General features: G+C 63.4%; 20 protein-coding genes. 15 read left to right on the plus strand and 5 right to left on the minus strand.

Going from position 1 to position 21,962, the window contains the following annotated elements:
* Together HDE78_RS13965 and HDE78_RS13970 are read right to left on the minus strand one after the other, a co-directional pair.
* Positions 1-297: a YcgL domain-containing protein gene (locus HDE78_RS13965; protein WP_179480523.1), complete on the minus strand. Its 297-nt coding sequence runs from the start codon at positions 295-297 to the stop codon at positions 1-3.
* Positions 298-457: 160 nt separating this feature from the next.
* Positions 458-1,873: a coniferyl aldehyde dehydrogenase gene (locus HDE78_RS13970; protein ID WP_179480525.1), complete on the minus strand. Its 1,416-nt coding sequence runs from the start codon at positions 1,871-1,873 to the stop codon at positions 458-460.
* A 525-nt stretch (positions 1,874-2,398) separates the two neighbouring features.
* Here HDE78_RS13970 and HDE78_RS13975 point away from each other — a divergent pair.
* The 3 genes from HDE78_RS13975 to HDE78_RS13985 are packed head-to-tail and all read left to right on the plus strand — an operon-like array spanning position 2,399 to position 4,188.
* Positions 2,399-2,989, plus strand: a complete 591-nt coding sequence (locus HDE78_RS13975; RefSeq protein WP_179480527.1) for a DUF2975 domain-containing protein — start codon at positions 2,399-2,401, stop codon at positions 2,987-2,989.
* A complete protein-coding gene (locus tag HDE78_RS13980) occupies positions 2,989-3,213 on the plus strand; it encodes a helix-turn-helix transcriptional regulator (protein ID WP_179480529.1) in 225 nt (74 codons plus the stop codon). Before HDE78_RS13975 ends, HDE78_RS13980 begins: the two co-directional genes overlap by 1 nt.
* Positions 3,214-3,255: 42 nt before the next feature.
* The gene (locus tag HDE78_RS13985; protein WP_179480531.1) at positions 3,256-4,188 is read left to right on the plus strand and encodes a retroviral-like aspartic protease family protein; all 933 of its coding nucleotides are present in this window, start codon (positions 3,256-3,258) and stop codon (positions 4,186-4,188) included.
* 146 nt (positions 4,189-4,334) lie between these two features.
* Here the strand turns inward: HDE78_RS13985 and putA are convergent, their stop codons facing one another.
* On the minus strand, positions 4,335-7,523 hold the full coding sequence (putA, locus tag HDE78_RS13990) for a bifunctional proline dehydrogenase/L-glutamate gamma-semialdehyde dehydrogenase PutA (RefSeq protein WP_179480533.1): 3,189 nt from the start codon (positions 7,521-7,523) through the stop codon (positions 4,335-4,337).
* A 293-nt stretch (positions 7,524-7,816) separates the two neighbouring features.
* Here putA and HDE78_RS13995 point away from each other — a divergent pair, with 293 nt between their 5' ends.
* The 3 genes from HDE78_RS13995 (at position 7,817) to ctaD (ending at position 10,925) form a co-directional block, all read left to right on the plus strand.
* Complete coding sequence (locus tag HDE78_RS13995) at positions 7,817-8,257, plus strand: DUF2244 domain-containing protein (protein ID WP_179480753.1); 441 nt, start codon at positions 7,817-7,819, stop codon at positions 8,255-8,257.
* A gap of 20 nt (positions 8,258-8,277) precedes the next feature.
* Positions 8,278-9,234 (plus strand): cytochrome c oxidase subunit II, encoded by a 957-nt coding sequence (coxB, locus tag HDE78_RS14000; protein ID WP_179480535.1) that lies wholly within the window; start codon positions 8,278-8,280, stop codon positions 9,232-9,234.
* A gap of 74 nt (positions 9,235-9,308) precedes the next feature.
* The gene (ctaD, locus tag HDE78_RS14005; protein WP_179480537.1) at positions 9,309-10,925 is read left to right on the plus strand and encodes a cytochrome c oxidase subunit I; all 1,617 of its coding nucleotides are present in this window, start codon (positions 9,309-9,311) and stop codon (positions 10,923-10,925) included.
* Here ctaD and HDE78_RS20845 read toward each other — a convergent pair.
* Positions 10,915-11,166 carry a hypothetical protein gene (locus HDE78_RS20845; protein ID WP_184508048.1) on the minus strand — a complete coding sequence of 84 codons (252 nt, stop codon included), beginning with the start codon at positions 11,164-11,166 and terminating at the stop codon, positions 10,915-10,917. The genes ctaD and HDE78_RS20845 overlap by 11 nt on opposite strands.
* A gap of 26 nt (positions 11,167-11,192) precedes the next feature.
* Between HDE78_RS20845 and HDE78_RS14010 the strand changes: the two genes are divergently transcribed.
* The 3 genes from HDE78_RS14010 (at position 11,193) to HDE78_RS14020 (ending at position 14,616) form a co-directional block, all read left to right on the plus strand.
* Complete coding sequence (locus HDE78_RS14010) at positions 11,193-12,080, plus strand: cytochrome c oxidase subunit 3 (RefSeq protein ID WP_179480539.1); 888 nt, start codon at positions 11,193-11,195, stop codon at positions 12,078-12,080.
* Between the two features lie 147 nt (positions 12,081-12,227).
* Complete coding sequence (tviB, locus tag HDE78_RS14015; protein WP_179480541.1) at positions 12,228-13,505, plus strand: Vi polysaccharide biosynthesis UDP-N-acetylglucosamine C-6 dehydrogenase TviB; 1,278 nt, start codon at positions 12,228-12,230, stop codon at positions 13,503-13,505.
* A gap of 100 nt (positions 13,506-13,605) precedes the next feature.
* A complete protein-coding gene (locus HDE78_RS14020) occupies positions 13,606-14,616 on the plus strand; it encodes an NAD-dependent epimerase (protein WP_179480543.1) in 1,011 nt (336 codons plus the stop codon).
* A 129-nt stretch (positions 14,617-14,745) separates the two neighbouring features.
* On the opposite strand, the gene HDE78_RS14025 is transcribed toward HDE78_RS14020, so the two are convergent.
* Positions 14,746-14,961, minus strand: coding sequence for a twin transmembrane helix small protein (locus HDE78_RS14025; protein WP_179480545.1), 216 nt, complete (start codon positions 14,959-14,961; stop codon positions 14,746-14,748).
* Positions 14,962-15,020: 59 nt separating this feature from the next.
* Here HDE78_RS14025 and HDE78_RS14030 point away from each other — a divergent pair, with 59 nt between their 5' ends.
* The 6 genes from HDE78_RS14030 to mgtA all read left to right on the plus strand — a co-directional run bounded on the left by HDE78_RS14030 (position 15,021) and on the right by mgtA (position 21,909).
* Complete coding sequence (locus HDE78_RS14030) at positions 15,021-15,752, plus strand: SURF1 family protein (RefSeq protein WP_179480547.1); 732 nt, start codon at positions 15,021-15,023, stop codon at positions 15,750-15,752.
* A 47-nt stretch (positions 15,753-15,799) separates the two neighbouring features.
* Complete coding sequence (locus HDE78_RS14035; protein WP_179480549.1) at positions 15,800-16,375, plus strand: hypothetical protein; 576 nt, start codon at positions 15,800-15,802, stop codon at positions 16,373-16,375.
* A gap of 14 nt (positions 16,376-16,389) precedes the next feature.
* Positions 16,390-17,565 (plus strand): COX15/CtaA family protein, encoded by a 1,176-nt coding sequence (locus HDE78_RS14040; RefSeq protein WP_179480755.1) that lies wholly within the window; start codon positions 16,390-16,392, stop codon positions 17,563-17,565.
* Position 17,566: 1 nt separating this feature from the next.
* Complete coding sequence (gene cyoE / locus HDE78_RS14045; protein WP_179480551.1) at positions 17,567-18,469, plus strand: heme o synthase; 903 nt, start codon at positions 17,567-17,569, stop codon at positions 18,467-18,469.
* 341 nt (positions 18,470-18,810) lie between these two features.
* Complete coding sequence (locus HDE78_RS14050) at positions 18,811-19,071, plus strand: hypothetical protein (protein WP_179480553.1); 261 nt, start codon at positions 18,811-18,813, stop codon at positions 19,069-19,071.
* Positions 19,072-19,251: 180 nt separating this feature from the next.
* Positions 19,252-21,909 (plus strand): magnesium-translocating P-type ATPase, encoded by a 2,658-nt coding sequence (gene mgtA / locus HDE78_RS14055; RefSeq protein WP_179480555.1) that lies wholly within the window; start codon positions 19,252-19,254, stop codon positions 21,907-21,909.
* The last annotated feature ends 53 nt before the right edge of the window (positions 21,910-21,962 follow it).

Raw genomic sequence — 21,962 nt, forward strand, 5'->3', positions numbered from 1 at the left:
TCAGTCGTCACGATCGTCGCGCGTGGCGGATTCGCGATACGAGGGATGATTGGCGACGGCCAGCGTCTGCTGTGGCGGCAGCTGCAGATGCCAGCCCTGCGTGCGCAGATGGTCGAGCACTTGTTCGGTGTCCTCCACCGGCAGCTTGCGCTGCTCGTCCAGGTGCACTTCGACCACGAAACGCAGCTCGCCCAACAGCAGCAGCAGCGATTCGGACAGCACATCGAAACCATCGCGACGGGCCAGCCATACGTAGCTGTCGGTTTTGCGCTGGCTGGCGTAGACGAAACACTGCATGGCCGTACTCCCGTGGTGATGCCAACACCGGTCGTGCTGCTCAAGACGACCACGAGGGTAACAGCGACGGCCGCCGTGTGCTCGGCTCGATCCGAAAAGCTCGATGCGCCATTCGGCATGACCGCGCCCGCAAGCGCAGCCTGCGCTGCCCTGACGTCGATCAGCCGCGCTTGATCAGCATGTCCACCATGCGATGGAAAAACGCGCCGTACGGCGGCCCGAGCATGCCGGCGCCGTTGAGCCGTGCCTGCCGGAACACCGGCTTCATGTGCGAGAACGTGCGGAAGCCCGCTTCACCGTGATAGCCGCCCATGCCCGACGGACCCACTCCGCCGAACGGCAGGCCGTGCTGGGCGATGTGGTACAGCGTGTCGTTGACGCTGACGCCGCCGGCCACGGTGCGCGCCAGGACCGAGTCGATCAGCGCGCCGTCTTCCTCGAACAGGTACAGCGCCAGCGGGTGCGGATGGGCGGCGACATACGCGACCGCTTCGTCGATCGAGTCGTACGGCAGCAGCGGCAGCAGCGGGCCGAAGATCTCGTCGCGCATGATGTCCATGCTGTCGTTGACGTCGCTGACCAGTTGCGGTGACAGGCGTCGATGCGAGGCGTCATCCGGCGCGTCGCCCAGCAGATGTACTTTCGCGCCCGCCGCCACAGCCTTGTCGCGCAGGCCGACCAGGCGCGCGTACTGGCGATCGGAAATGATGCTGGCGTACTGCTTGCTCTGCGCCAGCTGCGGATACATTTTCGCCACCGTGCGCTTGGCCGCGTCGATGAATTCGGCCATGCGCGTGCGCGGCAGCAGCACGTAGTCGGGCGCGATGCAGGTCTGTCCGGCGTTGACCAGCTTGCCGAACAGGATGCGCTCCACCGCGTTGTCGAAGCGCGCGCCGGGGCCGATGATCGCCGGCGACTTGCCGCCCAGTTCCAACGTCACGGGTGTGAGGTTGGCGGCGGCGGCGCGCATCACGTGGTGGCCCACGGCGGTGGAGCCGGTGAAAAGCAGATGGTCGAACGGCAGCGACGAGAATGCCTGCGCCACGTCGGCGTCGCCGGTGACTACGGCCACTTCATCCGGCTGGAAATATTTGCCGATCTGCGCGGCGAACAGCGCCGAAAAGCCCGGCGTGAATTCGCTCATTTTCACCATCGCGCGATTGCCCGCGACCAGCGCGTCGACCAGCGGGCCGATGGCCAGATAGAGCGGGTAGTTCCACGGCACGATGATGCCGATCACGCCCAGCGGCTGCGGGATCAGTTCGTTGCGCGCCGGCAGAAACGTCAGGCCCGGCAGCGAGCGTTGCGGGCGCATCCAGCCGCGGCCTTTCTTCAGAGCGTGGCGCACCGCGGACAGGCTGGGGAAAAACTCCAGCAGGTCGGTTTCTTCGGTCGGCCGCTGGCCAAAGTCCGCATGGATAGCCGCCCCGAACGCGTGTCGCTGCTCGTTGAGCATCGTTTCCAGCGCACGCAGCCGTCTGGCGCGCGTCGGCCAGTCTGGCGTCGGCTGGCTGGCATGCGCCAAACGCTGTTGCTGCAACAAGGCGCTGAGGTTCTGTTGGTCTTGGCCGTTCATGGGAGTGCCTCTTTGCTGGGCGCTTCACTGGTCAATCGCGGGTACTTGCCACCCCCAGCCTGACCCGAGTGCTGGAGAATATCTCTGCATAATGCCCGATAAGAGCCCGAACGTTGCGTCCGCCTGCGGAGGGCGAGCCACTTTCTCGCTGCGCGGCCAGAGAAAAGTCACCATGGCGCCGCTGGAGAAGTGCGAACAGCGCCGCTGGCATGCGTGGGGAGAGCGGAGTGAAGAAGCGATCGTCGCGACTTGGTGCTTGCCAGGCGGCTTTCGCAGGTCCATGAATCGCGGCCGGGCTTTTGGACGGCCTCCCCTGCGCTAACGAACAGAGCCCCACGGCTCCCTCCTGCGATATGGCTCACTGTCGGAAGAGGGGAAGGTCAACAGCAACGGCGGGCGCGTCGCGAGCCTGTGCGACAGCAAGGGCAGCCGCTACGGCGGCTGATAATTATTGTTTAGATAAATAAAATTATTGTTTTACGATAATTTATGCTAGGATTCTCTCATTCGCGAGAGAGTCTGACCATGCCAGCTGAATCCATTGCGTCACCCAGCCCGCGCCTGATCCGCGATGGCAAACGATTTTCCTGGTTAGCTGGCGTGTGTTGGCTGATAACGCTTGCTATAGCCTTGCTGGAAGTGGGCGCTCTGGCCTTACGGTCCGGTCACGCCGGTCTTTTGCATGGCGGCTTCGCCTTCAATGTGGATCTGTCGTGGCTCGATATGGCCGACGCTCCAGATCCGGCGTTCGTGCCGATCGACCATTTCACCATCGGGCAGTCTCTGCTGTGCACTGCACTGCTGGCGCTGCGGCTGCTGCCTGGCCAGATCATCTTGTGGAGTCTGATGCGACTGTTCGGTACCTACGGTCGTGGCGAGGTATTCACCGCACGCAACACCTATCGCATCCGCGTGGTCGCGTGGTCCTTGATGGCTTATGCGACCGTGCCGCTCATCACGCATGCAAGCTTGTTTGCCGCCGGCATGAGCGAGGTGGCCGTCAAGTTAGAGGTTCGCCAGTTGGATGCGTTCGTGACGGGACTGGTTGTTTTGGCGTTGGCACGAGTCGTCTCATTCGGTTGCGCTATCGACGAAGACCGCCAGGGTTTTGTTTGATGGCTATCGTCGTACGGCTCGACGTGATGCTGGCACTACGAAAAGTTCGCTCCACCGAGCTGGCGCGTGCCGTGGGAATCACTGAAGCCAATCTTTCGTTGCTCAAGTCCGGCAAGGTGAAAGGCGTGCGCTTTGAAACGCTGGAAGCGATCTGTCGCCATCTGGATTGCCAGCCGGGCGATCTCCTCGAAAACGTCCCCGATAGCGAAGAAAGCGAGTCGTAAAGCCGGCGGGGTCATCGCACCTTTTATCACCGGAGAATTGTCATGCGTCGCCACCGTACAACCGTCGTCCCTGTCGTGCTTGTTATCGCCATGGTATGCGCCGCTTTTGCGAAAGCTGGTCATGCCACCGTCTCATCGAAAGTGCCGCTGACATCCGCCAATGACGGCCACGATACGGTACCCGTCTACGTGAACGGACAAGGGCCTTTCCCGTTCATTCTGGATAGCGGCGCCGATGGCTCGGCGGTTTACCAATGGTTCGCCGACCAAGCCAGGCTCCCTAAGTTAAAGGGAAAAGATCAGGATCTATCCGGGCAGACCGGTTCATCCAAAGTGTCGATGTATCGTATCGACCAGTTGTCGCTGGCCGGTCTTTCCATCTCAGGCGTCGAGGCGTTTGGCCTTCCAAATCGACGTGACGCTGGAAAACAGGCAGGGGTACTCGGAAACGACTACATGGACAAGGCCGTCGTGGCTTTCGATATCCAGTGCCGCCACGTAACCATTTATCCAAAGCCGGTTGATATCACTACTGTGGTGGGCCGTAATGCCCAGCCGATCAAGGCCCGCATCGATCCTGGCACCACGCTGCTCACCGTGCCGGTCACGGTCAACGGTTTCGCTGGCGTGGCGATACTCGACACGGGGTCGAGGCGCACGCGCCTGACGCCTGGTTTTGCTAAGGGTGCGGGTATCGATGCAGCGCGCCCGCCATTCCACGACGATGAGCCCATCTACGGCACCAGCATCATCAAACAGGTGCCGCGCGTGGGCCCGATTGGTCTAGTGCGCGTCGCCAATGCCGTATTTCCCGACGCCACCGGCCAAGTGCTCGATCTTTCCGTGCTGGCGCATGATTTCGGTCGTAAGCCGGCGATGATTTTGGGTGCCGACCTGATTGGCCGCTATCGGTTCGTCTACGACCATGCAGATCAAACCGTATGGTTCCTGCCGTCGGGTTGTTCCAGGCGATAGATGTTTTCTGGCGACGCAGCGGCGACTTTTGTCTGTTATTCAGAGAAAAGCTACTCGCTCCGAAGGAGCGAAAAGCCTTTGATTCAGCAGCACCCATCTCCCAGACCGTAGCCTATCGCTTCGCTCTGGGGGATGGGGAATATCCATCACTCGCCGATAGTCAGCAGTGATGCGTTGCCGCCGGCGGCGGTGGTGTTGACGGTCAACGTGCGCTCGTTGGCGAAGCGCAGCAAATAATGCGGGCCGCCGGCCTTCGGCCCGGTGCCGGACAGGCCTTCGCCGCCGAACGGCTGCACGCCCACCACCGCGCCGATCTGGTTGCGGTTGACGTAGCAGTTGCCGACGCGGGCGTGGCTGCTGATGTAGTCGATGGTGTCGTCGATGCGGCTGTGGATGCCCAACGTGAGGCCGTAGCCGGTGGCGTTGATCTGCGCCACAACCTTCTCCAGCTCGCTGCCCTTCCAGCGGATCAAATGCAGGATCGGGCCGAACACTTCGCGCTGCAGCACGTCGAGCGAGGCGATCTCGTAGGCGCGCGGAGCGAAGAAGGTGCCGTGGTCGGTGACGGCGGCGTCCAGTTTCACTTCGCCAATCTTTTTCGCTTCGCGGTCCATTCGCGCGGCGTGGTCGACCAGCAGCTTGCGCGCGTCCTCGTCGATCACCGGGCCGACGTCGGTGCTGAGCTGGCCGGGGTCGCCGACCGTCAGCTCGCCCATCGCGCCGGCGAGCATGGCGACGACCTTGTCGGCGATGTCTTCCTGCACGAACAGGATGCGCGCGGCCGAGCAGCGCTGGCCAGCGGACTGGAAGGCCGAGGCGATGACGTCCTTGACGATCTGCTCGGGCAGGGCGGAGGAGTCGGCAATCATCGCGTTCTGCCCGCCGGTTTCGGCGATCAGGGTGGCGATGGCGGCGTTGCGCGCGGCCAGCGAACGGTTGATCGCCCAGGCCGTGTCGGTCGAGCCGGTGAAGGCGACGCCGGCGATGCGCGGGTCTTTCGTGAGTGCCGCGCCGACGGTGGCGCCGTCACCGGGCAGGTATTGCAGCACGTCGGCGGGTACGCCGGCGGCATGCAGCAGCTGCACGGCCAGGTGGCCGATCAGGGTGGTCTGTTCGGCCGGCTTGGCGATGACCGCGTTGCCGGCAGCCAGCGCAGCACTGACCTGGCCGAGGAAGATCGCCAGTGGGAAATTCCACGGACTGATGCAGACGAACACGCCGCGGCCGTGCAGGAATAGCTGGTTGCTCTCGCCGGTCGGGCCGGGCAGCTGCTCGGGCTGGCCGAACAGCCGGCGCGCCATGGTGGCGTAGTAGCGCAGAAAATCAGCCGCCTCGCGGATCTCGGCGATCGCGTCGGGCAGGCTCTTGCCGGCCTCGCGCACGCACAGCGCGACGAACTCGGCGCGGCGCGCCTCGAGCTGGTCGGCCGCGTGTTCGAGAATCGCGGCGCGGCTGGCCGCCGGCAGGCGGTCCCAGCCCGGCTGCGCGGCGGCGGCGCTGGCGATGGCCTGGTCGACCGTGGCGCTGTCGGCGCTGACGTAGCTGCCGACGGTCTGCCGGCGGTCGGCCGGATTGGTCACCGTCACGGTCGGGCCGCTGGCGTTGGCGCCGGGCACCAGCGGGCCAGCTTTCCACGGGCCGGCGTGGGCATTCACCGCGTCGGCCAGGGCTTTGAGTTCGTTGTCGTTGGCAAAGTTGACGCCCATGGAATTCTTCCTGGAAATAGCATTGGAATGCGGCGCCAGCGCGGCATTCTCAGCGTAGAGATTCACCGGCAGCGGGATGCGCGGGTGCGGGATCGAAGTGAAGGACCGAACCGTTTCGCACGGATCGGCGACCAGCTCGCGCACCGGCACGCTCTCGTCGACCACGCGGTTGACGAAGCTGGTATTGGCGCCGTTCTCGAGCAGGCGGCGCACCAGGTACGGCAACAGGTCCTCGTGCGTGCCCACGGGCGCGTAGACGCGGCAGGGCACGTTCAAGTTCTGCGGGCCGATCACTTCGGCGTAAAGGTCGGTGCCCATGCCGTGCAGGCGCTGGTTCTCGTACGGCCGCCCCTGCGCCAGGTGATGGATCGCCGCGATGGTGTGCGCGTTGTGGGTGGCGAACTGCGGGTAGATCAGGTCGCTGCCGGCGCCGAACAGGCGCCGCGCGCAGGCCAGGTAGGACACGTCGGTGTTCGGCTTGCGGGTAAACACCGGATAGCCGGGCACGCCGTTTTCCTGCGCGCGCTTGATCTCGGCGTCCCAGTAGGCGCCTTTGACAAGGCGTACGTACCAGCGGCGGTTGGTGGCGCGGGCCGTTTCGATCAGCCAGTCGATCACGAACGGCGTGCGCTTGGCGTAGGCCTGTACCACGATGCCCAGCCCGTTCCAGCCCTGCAGCGAGGGATGTGCGAAGACGTCGCCGATGATGTCCAGCGACAGCTCGAGACGATCGGCCTCTTCGGCGTCGACCGACAGCGCGATGCCGTACTTCATCGCCAGCTGCGAGAGCTCGAGCAGCTTTTCGGTCAACTCGCGGCGGGCACGCTCGCGCTTGGCGACTTCGTAGCGCGGATGCAGCGCCGACAGCTTCACCGAAATCGACGGCGCGTCGGTGTGATTGGCGAACGGGCCGCGCCGACCGATGGCGGCGATCGCGTCGCGATAATCCTGCTGATAGCGTTCGGCCGTGGCGCTGGTCAGCGCCGACTCGCCGAGCATGTCGTAGGAATAGCGGTAGACCGCATGCTCTTTCTTCGCGCTGCGATCCAGCGCCTCGTCGATGGTGCGGCCCATCACGAACTGGTGGCCCATGATGCGCATGGCCTGGCGCACCGCCAGCCGGATCGCCGGTTCGCCGGCGCGGCCGACCAAGCGGCGCAGCGCGCTGGTGACGTCGTGGCGGGTTTCTTCGGCCAGGTTGACCAGGTGTCCGGTCAGCATCAGTCCCCAGGTGGAGGCGTTGACGAAGACCGACTCGCTCTGGCCCAGATGTTTTTTCCAGTTGGCGTCGCCGAGCTTGTCGCGGATCAGCTTGTCGGCGGTGGCTTTGTCCGGGATGCGCAGCAGCGCTTCGGCCACGCACATCAGCAGCACGCCCTCCTCGCTGGACAGGTCGTACTGGCGCATGAAGGACTCAACCACGCTCTGGTCCTTGGCGCGCCGGCGCACCCGGCTGACCAGGTCGGCGGCCACGTCGATGACTTTTTCGCGTTCGGCAGGCGGCAGGCTGGCCTGGGCGAGCAGGTCGTTGACCGCTTCGGTTTCGTCGCGAAGCCAGGCGGCGGTGATGCGCGCACGCGCAGGCGACGGATCGCCGGGGAGTTCGGAGCTGAGAATAGGCTGGGTCACGGGCTTGTCGGAAGATCCGCGCAGGCGGAGGGGAGCGCGGGATTGTACGCCGGCCTTCGCATTTTGCGTGCGTCATCCGGGCGCATGCCCGGCGCGAGGTCGACGCTGTGTGGTGTGCCGGACGACCTTTCCACTGCTCGCTTCGCCGTGGCCGTGGCCTGCGCGTTTCACATTCGTCCTTTGCTGCATTGTTGCCCACTGCCGCGCCGCGGCCTATCATCCCGACGTTACTGGCACGCTGGATCCCCATGATCGTGCTTCGACCGGTTGCCGACGATGTGCTGGGCGTGACGATGTGGCTCAAGCCCAATCGATCGCTCAGCCGCCGCGGCATGCGTCGACTGATCGGGGTGCTGGCGGTACTGGCGCTGACAACGGCGGGACTGGGCGCGTGGCAGGGCAATGTGTTTGCGCCGCTGTTCGCTCTGGTGGAATCCGTAGCTGTGGCGTGTGCGTTGAGCGTGGCCTGGCGGGCCGGCGATCGCAGCGAGCGCATCACCCTCGACGCGTCGTCGCTGGAGGTGCAGCTGCTGCCGAGCCGACGCTGCATGCAATTCCAGTCGTACTGGGTGCGCGTGCTGCTGAAGCCGGGCAATGGTCGTCATCGTCTGCTGCTGGCATCGCACGGGCGCGAAATGGAGATCGGCGTTTTTCTGGGAGAGCAGGAACGCGTCGAGCTGTCAAAGAAACTCAGGGTGCTGCTGGCCACGATCAACGACCAGCCGCGCAAGTAGGTTCATCAAAGGTGCAACACATGACATCTGGCAGCATCAGGCGATCATTCACGGCAGCGGCGACCCTTGCAGCAGCGCTGTTCGGCAGCGCTGCCAGCGCGGACCCGTCGCCGTATCAGTTGAACATGCAGCCGGGCGGTTCGACCTGGTCGCACGTGCCCTACGAGCTGAACAACTGGTCCTTCGGCGTGTGCGTGGTGATCGGCGTGCTGGTGTTCGGCGCGATGTTCATCGCGATGTTCCGCTTTCGCAAATCGCGCGGTGCGGTCGCCGAAAAGTGGTCGCACAACACCAAGCTGGAAATCGTCTGGACGACGATTCCGGTGATCATTCTGATCACGCTGGCTTACTTCGCCACCGGTGGCATCACTTCCTGGGCCGATACCACCGGCTCGCAGATGACGGTCAAGGTGACCGGCTATCAGTGGAAGTGGCGCTACGATTACGTGGATTACCTGGGCAAGCCGATCAGCAAGGTCGGCTTTATGTCCAAACTCGACACGCAGAGCGACCAGACGCGCCAGCTCGGCTCAGGTATGGACCCGTATGCGGTCAAGTCGGGCAACGAAAACACCTATCTGCTCGATGTCGACAAGCCGCTGATCGTGCCGGTCGACACCAAGATTCGTTTCGTCATCACCGGTGCCGACGTGATCCATTCGTGGTGGGTGCCGGCGCTGGGCTGGAAGCTCGATGCGATCCCGGGCATCGTCAATGCGGCCTGGACCAACATCAAAGAGCCGGGCATCTACCGCGGCCAGTGCGCCGAGCTGTGCGGCCAGGATCACGGCTTCATGCCGATCGTGGTAGTCGCCAAGTCCAAGCCGGATTTCGCCAAGTGGTTGGCTGACGAGCAGGCAAAGGCCAATCCGCCGGCCGCGGCCCCTGCTCCTGCCGCTGCGTCGACGGCAGCGGCACCGAAGACCGCCCAGACTGCACCGGTTGCCGACAAACCCTCCACGGCCAAGCAGGGCTGAGCTTTGCTTTTGTAACCACGCTTTCGCACACGTCATCTACGTCGTCGCATTCCCATCAGGTTGAGGTCAAGCCCATGTCCCACGCAGCCACCCATGATCACCACGATGATCACCACGGCGCGCCGAAGAGTTTCTTCCAGCGCTGGTGCATGTCCACCAACCACAAGGACATCGGCACGCTTTATCTGGTGTTTGCGCTGACGATGTTCTTCATCGGCGGCAGCTTCGCGATGGTGATCCGCGCCGAGTTGTTCAAGCCGGGCCTGCAGCTGGTACAGCCGTACTTCTTCAACCAGATGACCACGTTGCATGCGCTGGTAATGATCTTCGGCGCGATCATGCCGGCCTTCGTCGGGCTCGGTAACTGGATGATTCCGCTGATGGTCGGTGCGCCGGACATGGCGCTGCCGCGCATGAACAACCTGTCGTTCTGGATCATGCCGTTCGCCTTTGTGCTGCTGCTGTCCACGCTGTTCCTGCCCGGCGGCGGCCCGGCCGGCGGCTGGACCATGTATCCGCCGCTCTCCCTGCAGAGCAGCTCGCTGGCCTATGTGGTGTTTGCGGTGCATCTGATGGGCATCAGCTCGATCATGGGCGCGATCAACATCATCGCGACCATCCTCAATATGCGCGCGCCGGGCATGGATTTGCTGAAGATGCCGGTGTTCGTGTGGAGCTGGCTGATCACGGCGTTCCTGCTGATCGCGGTGATGCCGGTGCTGGCCGGTGCGGTGACGATGCTGCTGACCGACAAGTACTTCGGCACCAACTTCTTCAACCCGGGCGGCGGCGGCGATCCGGTGCTGTATCAGCACATTTTCTGGTTCTTCGGGCATCCCGAGGTCTACATCATGATTCTGCCGGCCTTCGGCATTATCTCGGAGGTGATTCCGACCTTCGCACGCAAGCCGATCTTCGGCTACAAGGCGATGGTGTTCGCCATTGCGTCGATCGCGTTCCTGTCGTTCATCGTGTGGGCCCACCACATGTTTGCCGTCGGCCTGCCGATGGGCGCCGAGATCTTCTTCATGTACGCCACCATGTTGATCGCGGTGCCGACCGGCGTGAAGGTGTTCAACTGGGTCAGCACCATGTGGGGCGGCTCGATGACCTTCGAAACGCCGATGCTGTTCGCCATTGCCTTCGTCATCCTGTTCACCATCGGCGGCTTCTCGGGCCTGATGCTGGCGCTGGTGCCGGCCGACTTCCAGTATCACGACACCTACTTCGTCGTGGCGCACTTCCACTATGTGCTGGTGACCGGCGCGCTGTTCGCGATCATCTCGGCCACGTATTACTGGCTGCCGAAATGGTGCGGCCATATGTACAGCGAGTTCTGGGGCAAGATGCATTTCTGGAACAGCGTGATCTGGGTCAACGTACTGTTCTTTCCGCAGCACTTTCTGGGTCTGGCCGGCATGCCGCGCCGCATTCCCGACTACAACGTGGCGTTCGCCAACTTCAACATGATCAGCTCGATCGGCGGCTTCCTGTTCGGCGCCTCACAGCTGATTTTCCTCGGCGTGCTGATCCACGCGATCTGGTTCTCGAAGAACAAGGCCACCGATCGCGTATGGGAAGGTGCCAAGGGTCTGGAGTGGACGGTGCCGTCGCCGGCGCCTTTCCACACCTTCGACGTGCCGCCGGTGATTCGCGATGAAGATCTCGCGCACGGCCACGTCAACGATTGATCGGCAAGCCACCGCTACCCATGACGCCCGTGCTCACAAGTGACGAGATCGAAAAGCGCCGTAAAGGCGTGCGACGCACGGTGACCATTCTGGTGTCGGTCGTGGTGGCGTTTTTTTTGCTGTCCTTTATCCAGATCGTGCTGATGAAGTAGCCGTATCGTCGCAGTGGCAGGTTATGCTCGGTCGTCGACAGCGGCCGATCCGTTTGCAGTTCCCGCGTCACCACGCGGGGTAACGTCATCAAGAGAAGTCCACGGGGTTTCAACCATGGGTCAGTCGCACGACGCGTATTTCATTCCGACCAAGAGCTACTGGCCTTTCGTGGCCGCGGTGGTCATGTTCACCACCATGTTCGGTGCTGCGCACTGGCTCAATGCGCCGCCGGGCGATTCCGGCTTCGGCAAGACGGTGCTGATCGTCGGCGTGATCGGCGTGCTGGGCATGTTCTTCGGCTGGTTCCGCTCGGTGATCAACGAATCGCAGGCCGGCAGCTACAACCACCAGGTCGACACCTCGTTCCGCATGGGCATGATGTGGTTCATCTTTTCCGAGGTGATGTTCTTCGGCGCCTTTTTCGGTGCGCTGTTCTACATCCGCATGTTCTCGCTGCCCTGGCTGGGTGGCGAAGGCCATGGTGTGCTGACCCACGAATTTCTGTGGAGCGACTATGCCGCCTCGTGGGGATCCAGCGCCGGCAATGGACCGCAGCATATCGGCGGCGTGTTCCGCACCGTGCCGGCATGGGGCTTGCCGCTGCTCAATACACTGATCCTGCTGTCGTCCAGCGTCACCGTGACCATCGCCCATCACGCACTGCGTGCCGGGCATCGCGGCAAGATTCTGGTGTTCCTTGGTCTCACCGTCCTGCTGGGCGCGCTGTTTCTGAATTTCCAGGCGCACGAATACATCGAGGCCTACCGCGAACTGAATCTGACCCTGCACAGCGGCGTGTACGGCTCGACGTTCTTCCTGCTGACCGGTTTCCATGGGCTGCATGTGACGCTGGGTACGATTATGCTGGCGGTGATCTGGTTCCGCGTGTTGAAGGGTCATTTCAACAAGGAGCACCACTTCGGTTTCGAAGCGGTGGCCTGGTACTGGCATTTCGTCGACGTGGTCTGGCTTGGCCTTTTCATGTTCGTCTACATTCTCTGACGCGACTGCGCGAGTATCGAAAGCCCGTCCTGCGACGGGCTTTTTTTTGCGTGGAGTGTTGCTCCGCCTCATTTCGCTGCCTGTCGCCGTGCCATCGCCACGCTGCGGCAAGGCTGCCAAACTAGAGGGTCTTCAGGGAATCACCGCATGCAGCCTCTGGAAAACGCCAAAATCGCCGTCGTCGGCCTGGGTTACGTCGGCCTGCCGCTGGCCGTGGAGTTCGGCAAGCGCTACGAGACCGTCGGCTTCGACGTCAACGCCGCGCGGATCGACGCGCTGCGCGCAGGCATCGACGCCACGCTGGAGGTGGATGCCGCAGAGATGGCTGACGCCGCGCGGCTGCGCTTTACCGCTGCTCTGGACGAGATTCGCGGCTGCAACGTTTACATCGTCACCGTGCCGACGCCGATCGACGCGGCCAAGCGGCCCGACCTGACGCCACTGGTCCAGGCCAGCGAATCGCTGGGCAAGGTGATCGCAGCCGGCGACATCGTGGTGTACGAGTCCACCGTGTATCCGGGCTGTACCGAGGAAGTCTGCATTCCGATACTCGAGCGGGTCTCGGGCCTGGTCTATAACCGCGATTTTTTCGCCGGCTACAGCCCCGAAAGGATCAACCCGGGCGACAAGCAGCATCGGGTCACCAATATTCTGAAAGTGACATCCGGCTCGACCCCGGAGATCGCCGAGTTCGTGGACCGGCTGTATGGCTCGGTCATCACCGCCGGCACGCACAAGGCCAGCTCGCTGAAGGTGGCCGAGGCGGCCAAGGTGATCGAGAACACCCAGCGCGATCTGAATATCGCGCTGGTCAATGACCTGGCGAAATTGTTCAACAAGCTCGGCATCGATACGCTGGAGGTGCTGCAGGCGGCGGGCACCAAATGGAACTTCTTGCCGTTCCGGCCCGGCCTAGTCGGCGGTCATTGCATCAGCGTCGATCCGTATTACCTCACGCACAAGGCGCAGGAGGTCGGGCATTACTCCGACGTGATTCTCGCTGGCCGCCGCACCAACGACAGCATGGGCCAGTACATCGCGGGCGAAGTGATTCGCCTGATGGTGTGCAAGGGCATCAATCCGGTGCGGGCGCGCATCCTGATTCTCGGGCTCACCTTCAAGGAAAATTGCCCGGACCTGCGCAATACGCGCGTGGTCGATATTATCGATGCGCTGGCTACGTACAACGCCCAGATCGACGTGTTCGACCCGTGGGTGGAGGTTGCGGCCGCCAGGCACGAGTACGGTATCGATCTGATCGGCGAGCCGGCCGCGGGGCAGTATGATGCGGTGATCGTAGCGGTGGGGCACCACCAGTTTGCCGCCCTCGGCGCCGAGGGCATTCGAGATTTCGGCAAATTGTCATCGGTGCTGTACGACGTGAAGTACGTGCTGCCGCGCGATGCGGTGGACGGTCGTCTCTGATTTGGCCGTCCAAACGCCGGCCATGGTTGGATTGGCTCAAGCCGGCATCGGACAGAACTGACGCGTCAGCGCGTCGATCAATCGAATGGATGACAGCGGCATGAAAATTCTTGTCACGGGCACGGCCGGGTTCATCGGCTCGCATGTCGCGATGCGGCTGCTGGCGCGCGGCGATCACGTCGTCGGCGTCGACAACCTCAGCGACTATTACGACGTCAATCTGAAGAAGGCGCGGCTGGTGCGCTTTGCCGAGCATCCGAATTACACCCATATCACCGCTGATCTGGCCGACCGCGCCGCGATCGAGTCGGCGTTCGCCACGCACAAGCCGCAGCGTGTAATCAATCTGGCCGCGCAGGCCGGCGTGCGCTACGCAGCGCAGAATCCGCACATCTACGTGTCGACCAACGTCACCGGTTTTCTGCACGTCATCGAGGGCTGTCGTCATCACGATGTCGAGCACTTGGTGTTCGCCTCCACCAGCTCGGTGTACGGCGCCAACACCTCGATGCCGTTCTCCGAACATCAGTCGACCGAGCATCCGCTGACCCTGTACGCCGCATCGAAAAAAGCCAACGAGATGATGGCGCACAGCTATGCCCATCTCTACGGCATGGCTTGCACGGGCCTGCGCTTTTTCACCGTCTACGGCCCGTGGGGTCGGCCGGATATGGCGCTGTTTCTTTTCACCCAATCGATTCTGGCCGGTGAGCCGATCAAGGTGTTCAACCATGGCCACCACAAGCGCAGTTTCACCTACGTCGACGACATCGTCGAAGGCGTGATTCGCACGCTGGATACCGTGCCCACAGGCAATCCGCAGTGGGATGGCAACAAGCCCGATCCGGCGACGAGTCTGGCGCCGTATCGGCTCTTCAACATCGGCAACCAGCAGCCGGTCGAGCTGCTGCGCTATATCGAGGTGCTGGAGCAATGCCTGGGCCGCAAGGCCGTCATGGAACTGTTGCCGCTGCAGGCAGGCGATGTGCCCGATACCGAAGCCGACGTGTCCGCGCTCGCGGCGGCGGTGGACTACACGCCGAAAGTGTCGGTCGAAGAAGGTGTTGCCAGCTTCGTGCGCTGGTATCGGGATTACTACAAGGTCGATTGAAGGTTGTCGCAGGCGCAGTGCGCGCTGCATCGATTGACGCACCGCGTCATTGCCGAAACCGTTCGGGGCGCGATTTGTCGCGGTGCGGGCCCGGTGCGTGGAACGCCCGGGTACAATCGCTCGTTGCGATTATTGGCCCACGTCGTGCGGGTGCAGCCAGCCCATCCAGATGCCGAGCGCGACCATGCCAATCAGCAGCAGGGACAGGCCGATACGCCGCGTCAGCGCCCACACCGTGCGCTTGTCGTTGTCCTTGTCGGTCATCATGAAATACAGCGCCTGGCCGAGGCTGAAGATCACCACCAGCAGCACGATCACGAGTGCGGTTTTATAGATGGTTTCCAAGTGATAGACCCGATCCAGGTTGATGTCCCGAGTATAGCGGCCGCTATGCGGTACTCCGCATGAGCGGCTTTCGCCGTCCGTCGTGGTGGGCATTGCTGTTGACGGTCGTCGGCGCGTTGCTGTTCATACGTCTTGGCGTGTGGCAGTTGCACCGCGCCGACTTCAAGGACGCGCTTCTGCGTCGGTATGCCGCATCGGCGACGGCACCCTTGCAGGACTTTCCCAAGGTCGCCGATACGCCGCCGGATGATGGCTTTCCGCGCGTGCATGTCAGCGGTCGTTACCTGACCGATCGCATCTACCTGCTGGACAACCCCAATCATGACGAGCGCGGCGGCGTGGAAGTTTTCGTGCCGCTCGCGCTGCACGATACGCAAAAGCTGCTGTTGGTGGATATGGGTTTTCTGCCCGGCAACGGTACCGGTCAGGAGCCACAGCTGCCGGCGTTGCCGAGCACCGAGGTGAGCCTGCAAGGTCTTTACGTGCCGATGCCGCCGATCGGTTTTCAGATGGGCGGCAACGCGCTGCAGCAGCAGTCGCGCTGGCCGAAGAAAAGCATTTTTCTGGACCCCGTCGACGTCTCGCACGATCTCCACCGCACGCTGTATCCGCGCATGCTGGCGCTCGATCCCGATCCGGCGTCGATCTACGTGCGCGTGCATACGCTGGATTTTTCATCGATGCCGCCGGCGCGCCATCGCGCGTATGCTTTCCAGTGGTTTACGTTCGCGCTGGCGGCGGTGGTGCTTCTGCTGGTGCTGCATCGCAAGCGCGGTCCGCGCCATCGCTGATATCGCCTGAGACATCAGATCCACTCATCAACATTTGCTGCGACTTCATGCCTACTCATACCCACGATCCTGCCGCTTTGCGCAAAAGCCGATTCTTTCTGGTGCTGATCGCGCTGGTGTTTGCTGCGCCTATTCTGGTCGCCGGCCTGCTGACATTCACCGGCTGGCAGCCGAGCGGCAAGGGCAACGGCCAGCCGATCATGCCGCAACGCAATTTTGTCGACGAGAAGCTGCGCGTGCAGCTGGCCAATGGGCAGACGTATGCATGGCGCGACAGCGAGCCGCGCATGACGCTGATCGCGCTGCCCGGGCCCGGCTGTGCGGTGCAATGCCTGGATGACCTCACGGCGATGGCCAAGGCCCGCATCATGCTCAGCCGCAACCAATCGCGCCTGCGCCTGCTTTATCTGGGCCAGCCGCCGGCGGGCGAAGGTCTGGCCGCGATTCGAAACTACTGGCAGCTCGGTACCGACGTCGACGGCAAGCTGGCGAATTATCGACCGACCACGCCGGACAGCGTCAGCGCGGTGCTGGTGGAGTCCAACGGCACCGCGCTGTCGCTGTATCCTGCCGGCTCCGATCCGGCCGGTCTAGCGCGCGATCTGCAGAAGGTGATCCACTGATGTTCTCCAACGCGATGTCTCCCCGCATCGTCAAGACGCTGCGCGCACTGACCCTGCTGGCGGCGCTGTTCGCGTTCGGGCTGGTGATGTTCGGTGCGTTTGTGCGCCTCTCCAACGCGGGGCTGTCATGCCCCGACTGGCCGACCTGCTACGGCAAGGCCACCTGGCCCACCCACGCGCACGATATTGCCGCGGCCAATCTGGCCTATCCGGATCGCCCGGTGGAAACCGACAAGGCCTGGCGCGAGCAGGTGCATCGGGTGTTGGCCGGTTCGCTGGGCGTGCTGGTGCTGTTGATCGCGCTGATCGCCAGCTGGCGCAAGGCGTCGGCTCGCTATGGCGTCATCTCGGCGGCGATCTTCGCGGCGGTCGGCGTGGTGCTCTATCAGCGCGGCGAATTCGCGCTGTCCTCGCTGCTGTCGGCGCTGGCGATCGCTCTGCCGATCATCGCGGCGCTGGCATTGAAGCGCAGCGGTGCGTGGAAGGTCAGCGTGCTGGCGCTGGCGATGATCATCTTCCAGGCCATGCTGGGCATGTGGACGGTGACCCTTCTGCTCAAACCCGTCGTGGTGATGGGCCATCTGCTGGGCGGCATCACCACGTTCGCGCTGCTGGCCTACGCGGCGCTGCGCTTTGCCGGCGTCGGTGCGTCGGACCATCGTCTGGCGGATCTGCGTCGGCTGGTGGTGCTCGGCATCGCGCTGCTGTTCTGCCAGATCGCGCTGGGTGGCTGGACCTCGGCCAACTACGCCGCGCTGGCCTGCGGCTATGGCACCGGCGCGTTTCCGCAATGCGGCGGTCAATGGATGCCGCCGACGGATTTCCACCAGGCATTCGTGCTGTGGCGCGGTATCGGCGTCAATTACGAAGGCGGCGTGCTCGACATGGCGGCGCGCAGCGCCATCCAGATGACGCACCGCTTCGGCGCGCTGGTGGTCTTCTGCTATCTGGCCTGGCTGTCGTTCAAGGCGGCGCGTCGGGGACTGCGCCTGTTTGCGATCGCCATCGCGCTGGCCCTGGTGTGCCAGGTTCTGCTGGGTATCAGCAACGTGGTGTACGGCCTGCCGCTACCGGTAGCGACGGCGCACAATGGCATGGCCGCGCTGCTGCTGTTTACCCTGCTGGCGACGCTGGCGCGCACGCAGATGCGCAAAGACGTATCACCCACGCTGCTATCGGAAACCCGCTGAGATGAGCCTCGTCCGCGAATATCTGCAGTTGACCAAGCCGCGCGTCGTCGCGCTGCTGGTGTTCTGCGCGGTGATCGGCATGTTCCTCGCAGTGCCCGGCATTCCGCCGTGGCCTGCGCTGGTATTCGGCACGATCGGTATCTGGATGGCCTCCGGTTCGGCGGCCGCGTTCAATCATCTGATCGACGAGCGTATCGACAAGCTGATGGCGCGCACCGCCCGCCGCCCGCTGGCCACCGGCAAGCTCACGCCGCGTCAGGTGCTGGTGTTTGCCATTGCGCTGGGCATCGCCTCGATGCTGGTGCTGGCGGTGCTGGTCAATCCGCTGACCGCGCTGCTGACCTTCGGCGGGCTGATCGGCTATGCGCTGGTATACACGGCCTATCTGAAGCGCGCCACGCCGCAGAACATCGTGATCGGCGGCCTGGCCGGTGCCATTCCGCCGGTGCTGGGCTGGACCGCCGTCACCGACTCGCTGCATCCGTTCGCGCTGCAGCTGTGCTTGATCATTTTCGTGTGGACGCCGCCGCATTTCTGGGCGCTGGCAATCTTTCGCCGCGCCGACTATGCCCGCGCGCAGGTGCCGATGCTGCCGGTCACGCATGGCGTGGCGTACACGCGTTGGCACGTTTTCTACTACACCGTGCTGCTGGTCATCGTCACCCTGCTGCCGACCATGACCGGCATGAGTGGACTGATCTATCTGGGCGGCGCGGCGGTGCTGGGCGCCGGCTTTCTGTATTACGCCGTGCGCCTGCTGCGTCCGCCGGACGAGTTTTTCGCGATGAAGGTGTTCAACTACTCGATCGTTTACCTGATGGCGCTGTTCGCCTTCCTGCTGGCCGACCACTGGCTGGGCGCGCCGTCGGTGCATCAGGGGCTGGCGTTTCGCTCGGTGGGGTGAGAATCGCTTTTGGCGTTTGCCCTGCACGCCATCGATGATGCTGGCTTCGTATCAACTTTCGCCACAAAACCCGGTTTTGTGCGTTGACTCTCGCGTGCTGCAGTCGCAAAATAACGGGGCTGAGCGGCGTGTCTTGCCCTCGGCTCCCAGTTCTGACAAATAAAGGCATATGGACGTTTACCCTAGTCGCAACGTCGACATCCGCGAGCATCGGGTGCCGGCAATGCATCACAAGCTGATTACCTGCGGCGACCGCCTGCGGTCGGCTGGCGTTTTCCTCGACTAGGGAAACCCGGCCCACCTCCTCCGGCGCTGCATGCGTCGTTATGAGGAGAAGGGCGATGACACTCTTTCGCACCCCCGGTTTCTTGCGCGCTTTGCGCTCCCTAGTGCTGTCCGTTCGCCGTGACCGCCCCCGCCTGGCGCGCGTGATCACCGTGCCCGCGCCGTTGAATCGCCCGGCCGCCGAGGCGGTCGTGATCCAGATGCCGCGCCCGGCCGATCTGTCGGCCGCCCGCGCCGCCGCGGCAGCCCGGGTTACGGTCGGCCGTCGTCCGCTGCAAACTCACCGCAACATTGCCCTGTTATCAAGGCAGGCGTGAAGCTGCGTGTGATCGGCAAGTCGTGGCCTCCGCCAATGGCGGAGACACGCTCGATGGATCCGTTGCGACCGCTCTGACGATCGCGACACAGCCTCGTGCCTCGCGCACGATCTGGCCACCTCCGTGCTGTATCCGGGCGTGCACCAGCCGTGGGCTTATCAATACTTTTCGGATAACGCCATGATCAAGCAAGTGATCCCTACCGCTGCGGGCAAGAGCGGCTCAGCCGCCGTGCGCATCGTGGTGGCACAGGAAGCCTACCGCGAGCGTGACGCGCTGCTGGCGTCGCTCGACACCAGCATGGCCGGTCTCGACGAAGAGCAGATCGCCGAGCGGCTCGACCGCGATGGCGTCAACGAGGTGTCGCACGAAAAGCCGCCGCACTGGACGGTGCAGCTGCTGCACGCGTTCAAGAACCCGTTCATCGTGGTGCTGCTGGTGCTGGCCTGCGTGCAGCTGGCGACCGACCATACCAACCTGACCGGCCCCACCATCATTTCGGTGATGGTGCTGATCAGCGTGCTGTTGAGCTTCACCCAGGAATACCGTTCGGCCAAATCCGCCGAGAAGCTCAAGGCGATGGTGCGCAACACTGCCACGGTGACACGCCGTTCCTCGGATGGCCACAGCGAGCGCATCGAGGTACCGGTCGCCGAGCTGGTGGCCGGCGATATCGTGCATCTGGCCGCCGGCGACATGGTGCCGGCGGATATCCGCCTGCTCAGCGCCAAGGATCTTTTCATCAGCCAGGCGATCCTCACCGGCGAATCGCTGCCGGTGGAAAAACTCGCTCCGCGTGCCGGCGCGCCGACGGCGGAAGAGCTGCAGGGGGCCATCGACAGCCCGCTCGACCTCAGCACCGTGTGCTTCATGGGCACCAACGCGGTCAGCGGTACGGCCACCGCCGTGATCGTCGCAACCGGTCCGCGCAGCTACCTCGGTTCGCTGGCGCACACGATGGTCGGTCAGCGCGTGCAGACCAGCTTCGACCGTGGCGTGAAGAGCGTCAGCTGGCTGCTGATCCGCTTCATGGCGGTGATGGTGCCGATCGTGTTTGCAATCAACTGGTGGGACAAGGGCAGCTTCCTGGAAGCGTTTCTGTTCGCCCTGTCGGTCGCGGTCGGCCTGACGCCCGAAATGCTGCCGCTGATCGTCACCGCCAATCTCGCCAAGGGCGCGATGGCGATGTCCAAGCGCAAGGTGGTGGTGAAGCGGCTCAACGCGATCCAGAATTTCGGCGCGATGGACGTGCTGTGCACCGACAAGACCGGCACGCTGACGCTGGACAAGATCGTGCTGGAGCGGCACCTGGACTTGAACGGCGAAGAGTCCGATGAGGCGCTGGAATACGGCTATCTCAACAGCCGCTTCCAGACCGGTCTGAAAAATCTGATGGACAAGGCGGTGCTGGAGCATCGCGACCTGGAGCCGACCGCCGAAACCTATCGCATCGTCGACGAGATCCCGTTCGACTTCCAGCGCCGGCGCATGTCGGTGGTGGTGGCCAAGGGCGATGATGAGGAGCTGCTGGTCTGCAAGGGCGCGGTCGAAGAGATGCTCTCGATCTGCGGCCATCTGAAATCGGGCGACGAGATTCTGCCGATGACCGACGCGCGACGCGCCGAGATCAAGGCGATGACGCACGAGCTCAACGAGGACGGCCTGCGCGTGCTGGTGGTGGCGATCAAGCGCTACCCGCCGACTACCGACCGCAGCTACAGCGTGGCCGACGAAACCGACATGATCGCGGTGGGCTGCCTGGCCTTCCTCGATCCACCGAAGGATACGGCCGGCACCGCGATCGCCGCGCTGCGTCATCACGGGGTCGACGTCAAGGTGATCACCGGCGACAACGAGGCGGTGACACGCAAAATCTGCCGCGAGGTCGGGCTGGACGTGGAGCACTCGGCGCAGGGCAAGCACATCGAGGCGCTGGAGGACGATGAACTGGACGCGCTGGTCAAGCGCACCACGGTGTTCGCCAAAATGTCGCCGCTGCAGAAGGCGCGCGTGGTGAAGTCGCTGCAGCGCATGGGCCACACGGTCGGCTTTCTCGGCGACGGCATCAACGACGCGCCGGCGCTGCGCGAGGCCGACGTCGGCATTTCGGTGGATACCGCCACCGACATCGCCAAGGAGTCGGCCGACATCATCCTGCTGGAAAAGAACCTGATGGTGCTGGAGGAGGGCGTGATCGAAGGGCGCGTGACCTTCGGCAACATCATCAAGTACATCAAGATGACCGCCAGCTCCAACTTCGGCAACATGTTCAGCGTGCTGATCGCCAGCGCGTTCCTGCCGTTCCTGCCGATGCTGCCGCTGCAGCTGCTGGTGCTCGATCTGCTGTATCACACCTCGCAGCTGTCGATTCCGTTCGACCGCATGGACGAGGAATACCTGCGCAAGCCGCGCAAGTGGGACGCCAGCGACATCGGCCGTTTCATGGTGTGGATCGGTCCGGTCAGCTCGATCTTCGACATCACTACGTTCCTGCTGCTGTGGCACGTGTTCGGTGCCAACTCGTCGGCGCATCAGACGTTCTTCCAGACCGGCTGGTTCGTCGAGAGCCTGCTCACGCAGACGATGATTGTGCACATGATCCGCACGCGCAAAATTCCGTTCTTGCAGAGTATTGCCGCGGCACCGGTGCTGGCGCTGACCGCGGCGGCGATGCTGGTCGGTATCGCGCTGCCGTTCACCGCGCTGGGTGCGAAGTTCAACATGGTGGCGATGCCGGCGGTGTTTTTCGGTTGGGTCGCGCTGACGGTATTCACGTATTGCGTGCTGACCCAGCTGGTCAAGCTCATCTACATCCGCCGCTACAGCCGCTGGCTGTAACAGCCGCAGCCGTATGCGCTGCGGTTGCGTGAAATGAAAACCAGGCGTGGTCG

This window comes from Rhodanobacter sp. K2T2 (assembly GCF_013408815.1).
In the GTDB taxonomy this organism is placed as follows: Bacteria; Pseudomonadota; Gammaproteobacteria; order Xanthomonadales; family Rhodanobacteraceae; genus Rhodanobacter.

Excerpts from the sequence above, each read along its gene's own strand:
- HDE78_RS13965 (WP_179480523.1), bottom strand. The coding sequence starts at position 297 with ATGCAGTGTTTCGTCTACGCCAGCCAGCGCAAAACCGACAGCTACGTA.
- HDE78_RS13970 (WP_179480525.1), bottom strand. The coding sequence starts at position 1,873 with ATGAACGGCCAAGACCAACAGAACCTCAGCGCCTTGTTGCAGCAACAG.
- HDE78_RS13975 (WP_179480527.1), top strand. The coding sequence starts at position 2,399 with ATGCCAGCTGAATCCATTGCGTCACCCAGCCCGCGCCTGATCCGCGAT.
- HDE78_RS13980 (WP_179480529.1), top strand. The coding sequence starts at position 2,989 with ATGGCTATCGTCGTACGGCTCGACGTGATGCTGGCACTACGAAAAGTT.
- HDE78_RS13985 (WP_179480531.1), top strand. The coding sequence starts at position 3,256 with ATGCGTCGCCACCGTACAACCGTCGTCCCTGTCGTGCTTGTTATCGCC.
- HDE78_RS13995 (WP_179480753.1), top strand. The coding sequence starts at position 7,817 with ATGTGGCTCAAGCCCAATCGATCGCTCAGCCGCCGCGGCATGCGTCGA.
- coxB (WP_179480535.1), top strand. The coding sequence starts at position 8,278 with ATGACATCTGGCAGCATCAGGCGATCATTCACGGCAGCGGCGACCCTT.
- ctaD (WP_179480537.1), top strand. The coding sequence starts at position 9,309 with ATGTCCCACGCAGCCACCCATGATCACCACGATGATCACCACGGCGCG.
- HDE78_RS20845 (WP_184508048.1), bottom strand. The coding sequence starts at position 11,166 with ATGACGTTACCCCGCGTGGTGACGCGGGAACTGCAAACGGATCGGCCG.
- HDE78_RS14010 (WP_179480539.1), top strand. The coding sequence starts at position 11,193 with ATGGGTCAGTCGCACGACGCGTATTTCATTCCGACCAAGAGCTACTGG.
- tviB (WP_179480541.1), top strand. The coding sequence starts at position 12,228 with ATGCAGCCTCTGGAAAACGCCAAAATCGCCGTCGTCGGCCTGGGTTAC.
- HDE78_RS14020 (WP_179480543.1), top strand. The coding sequence starts at position 13,606 with ATGAAAATTCTTGTCACGGGCACGGCCGGGTTCATCGGCTCGCATGTC.
- HDE78_RS14030 (WP_179480547.1), top strand. The coding sequence starts at position 15,021 with ATGAGCGGCTTTCGCCGTCCGTCGTGGTGGGCATTGCTGTTGACGGTC.
- HDE78_RS14035 (WP_179480549.1), top strand. The coding sequence starts at position 15,800 with ATGCCTACTCATACCCACGATCCTGCCGCTTTGCGCAAAAGCCGATTC.
- HDE78_RS14040 (WP_179480755.1), top strand. The coding sequence starts at position 16,390 with ATGTCTCCCCGCATCGTCAAGACGCTGCGCGCACTGACCCTGCTGGCG.
- cyoE (WP_179480551.1), top strand. The coding sequence starts at position 17,567 with ATGAGCCTCGTCCGCGAATATCTGCAGTTGACCAAGCCGCGCGTCGTC.
- HDE78_RS14050 (WP_179480553.1), top strand. The coding sequence starts at position 18,811 with ATGACACTCTTTCGCACCCCCGGTTTCTTGCGCGCTTTGCGCTCCCTA.
- mgtA (WP_179480555.1), top strand. The coding sequence starts at position 19,252 with ATGATCAAGCAAGTGATCCCTACCGCTGCGGGCAAGAGCGGCTCAGCC.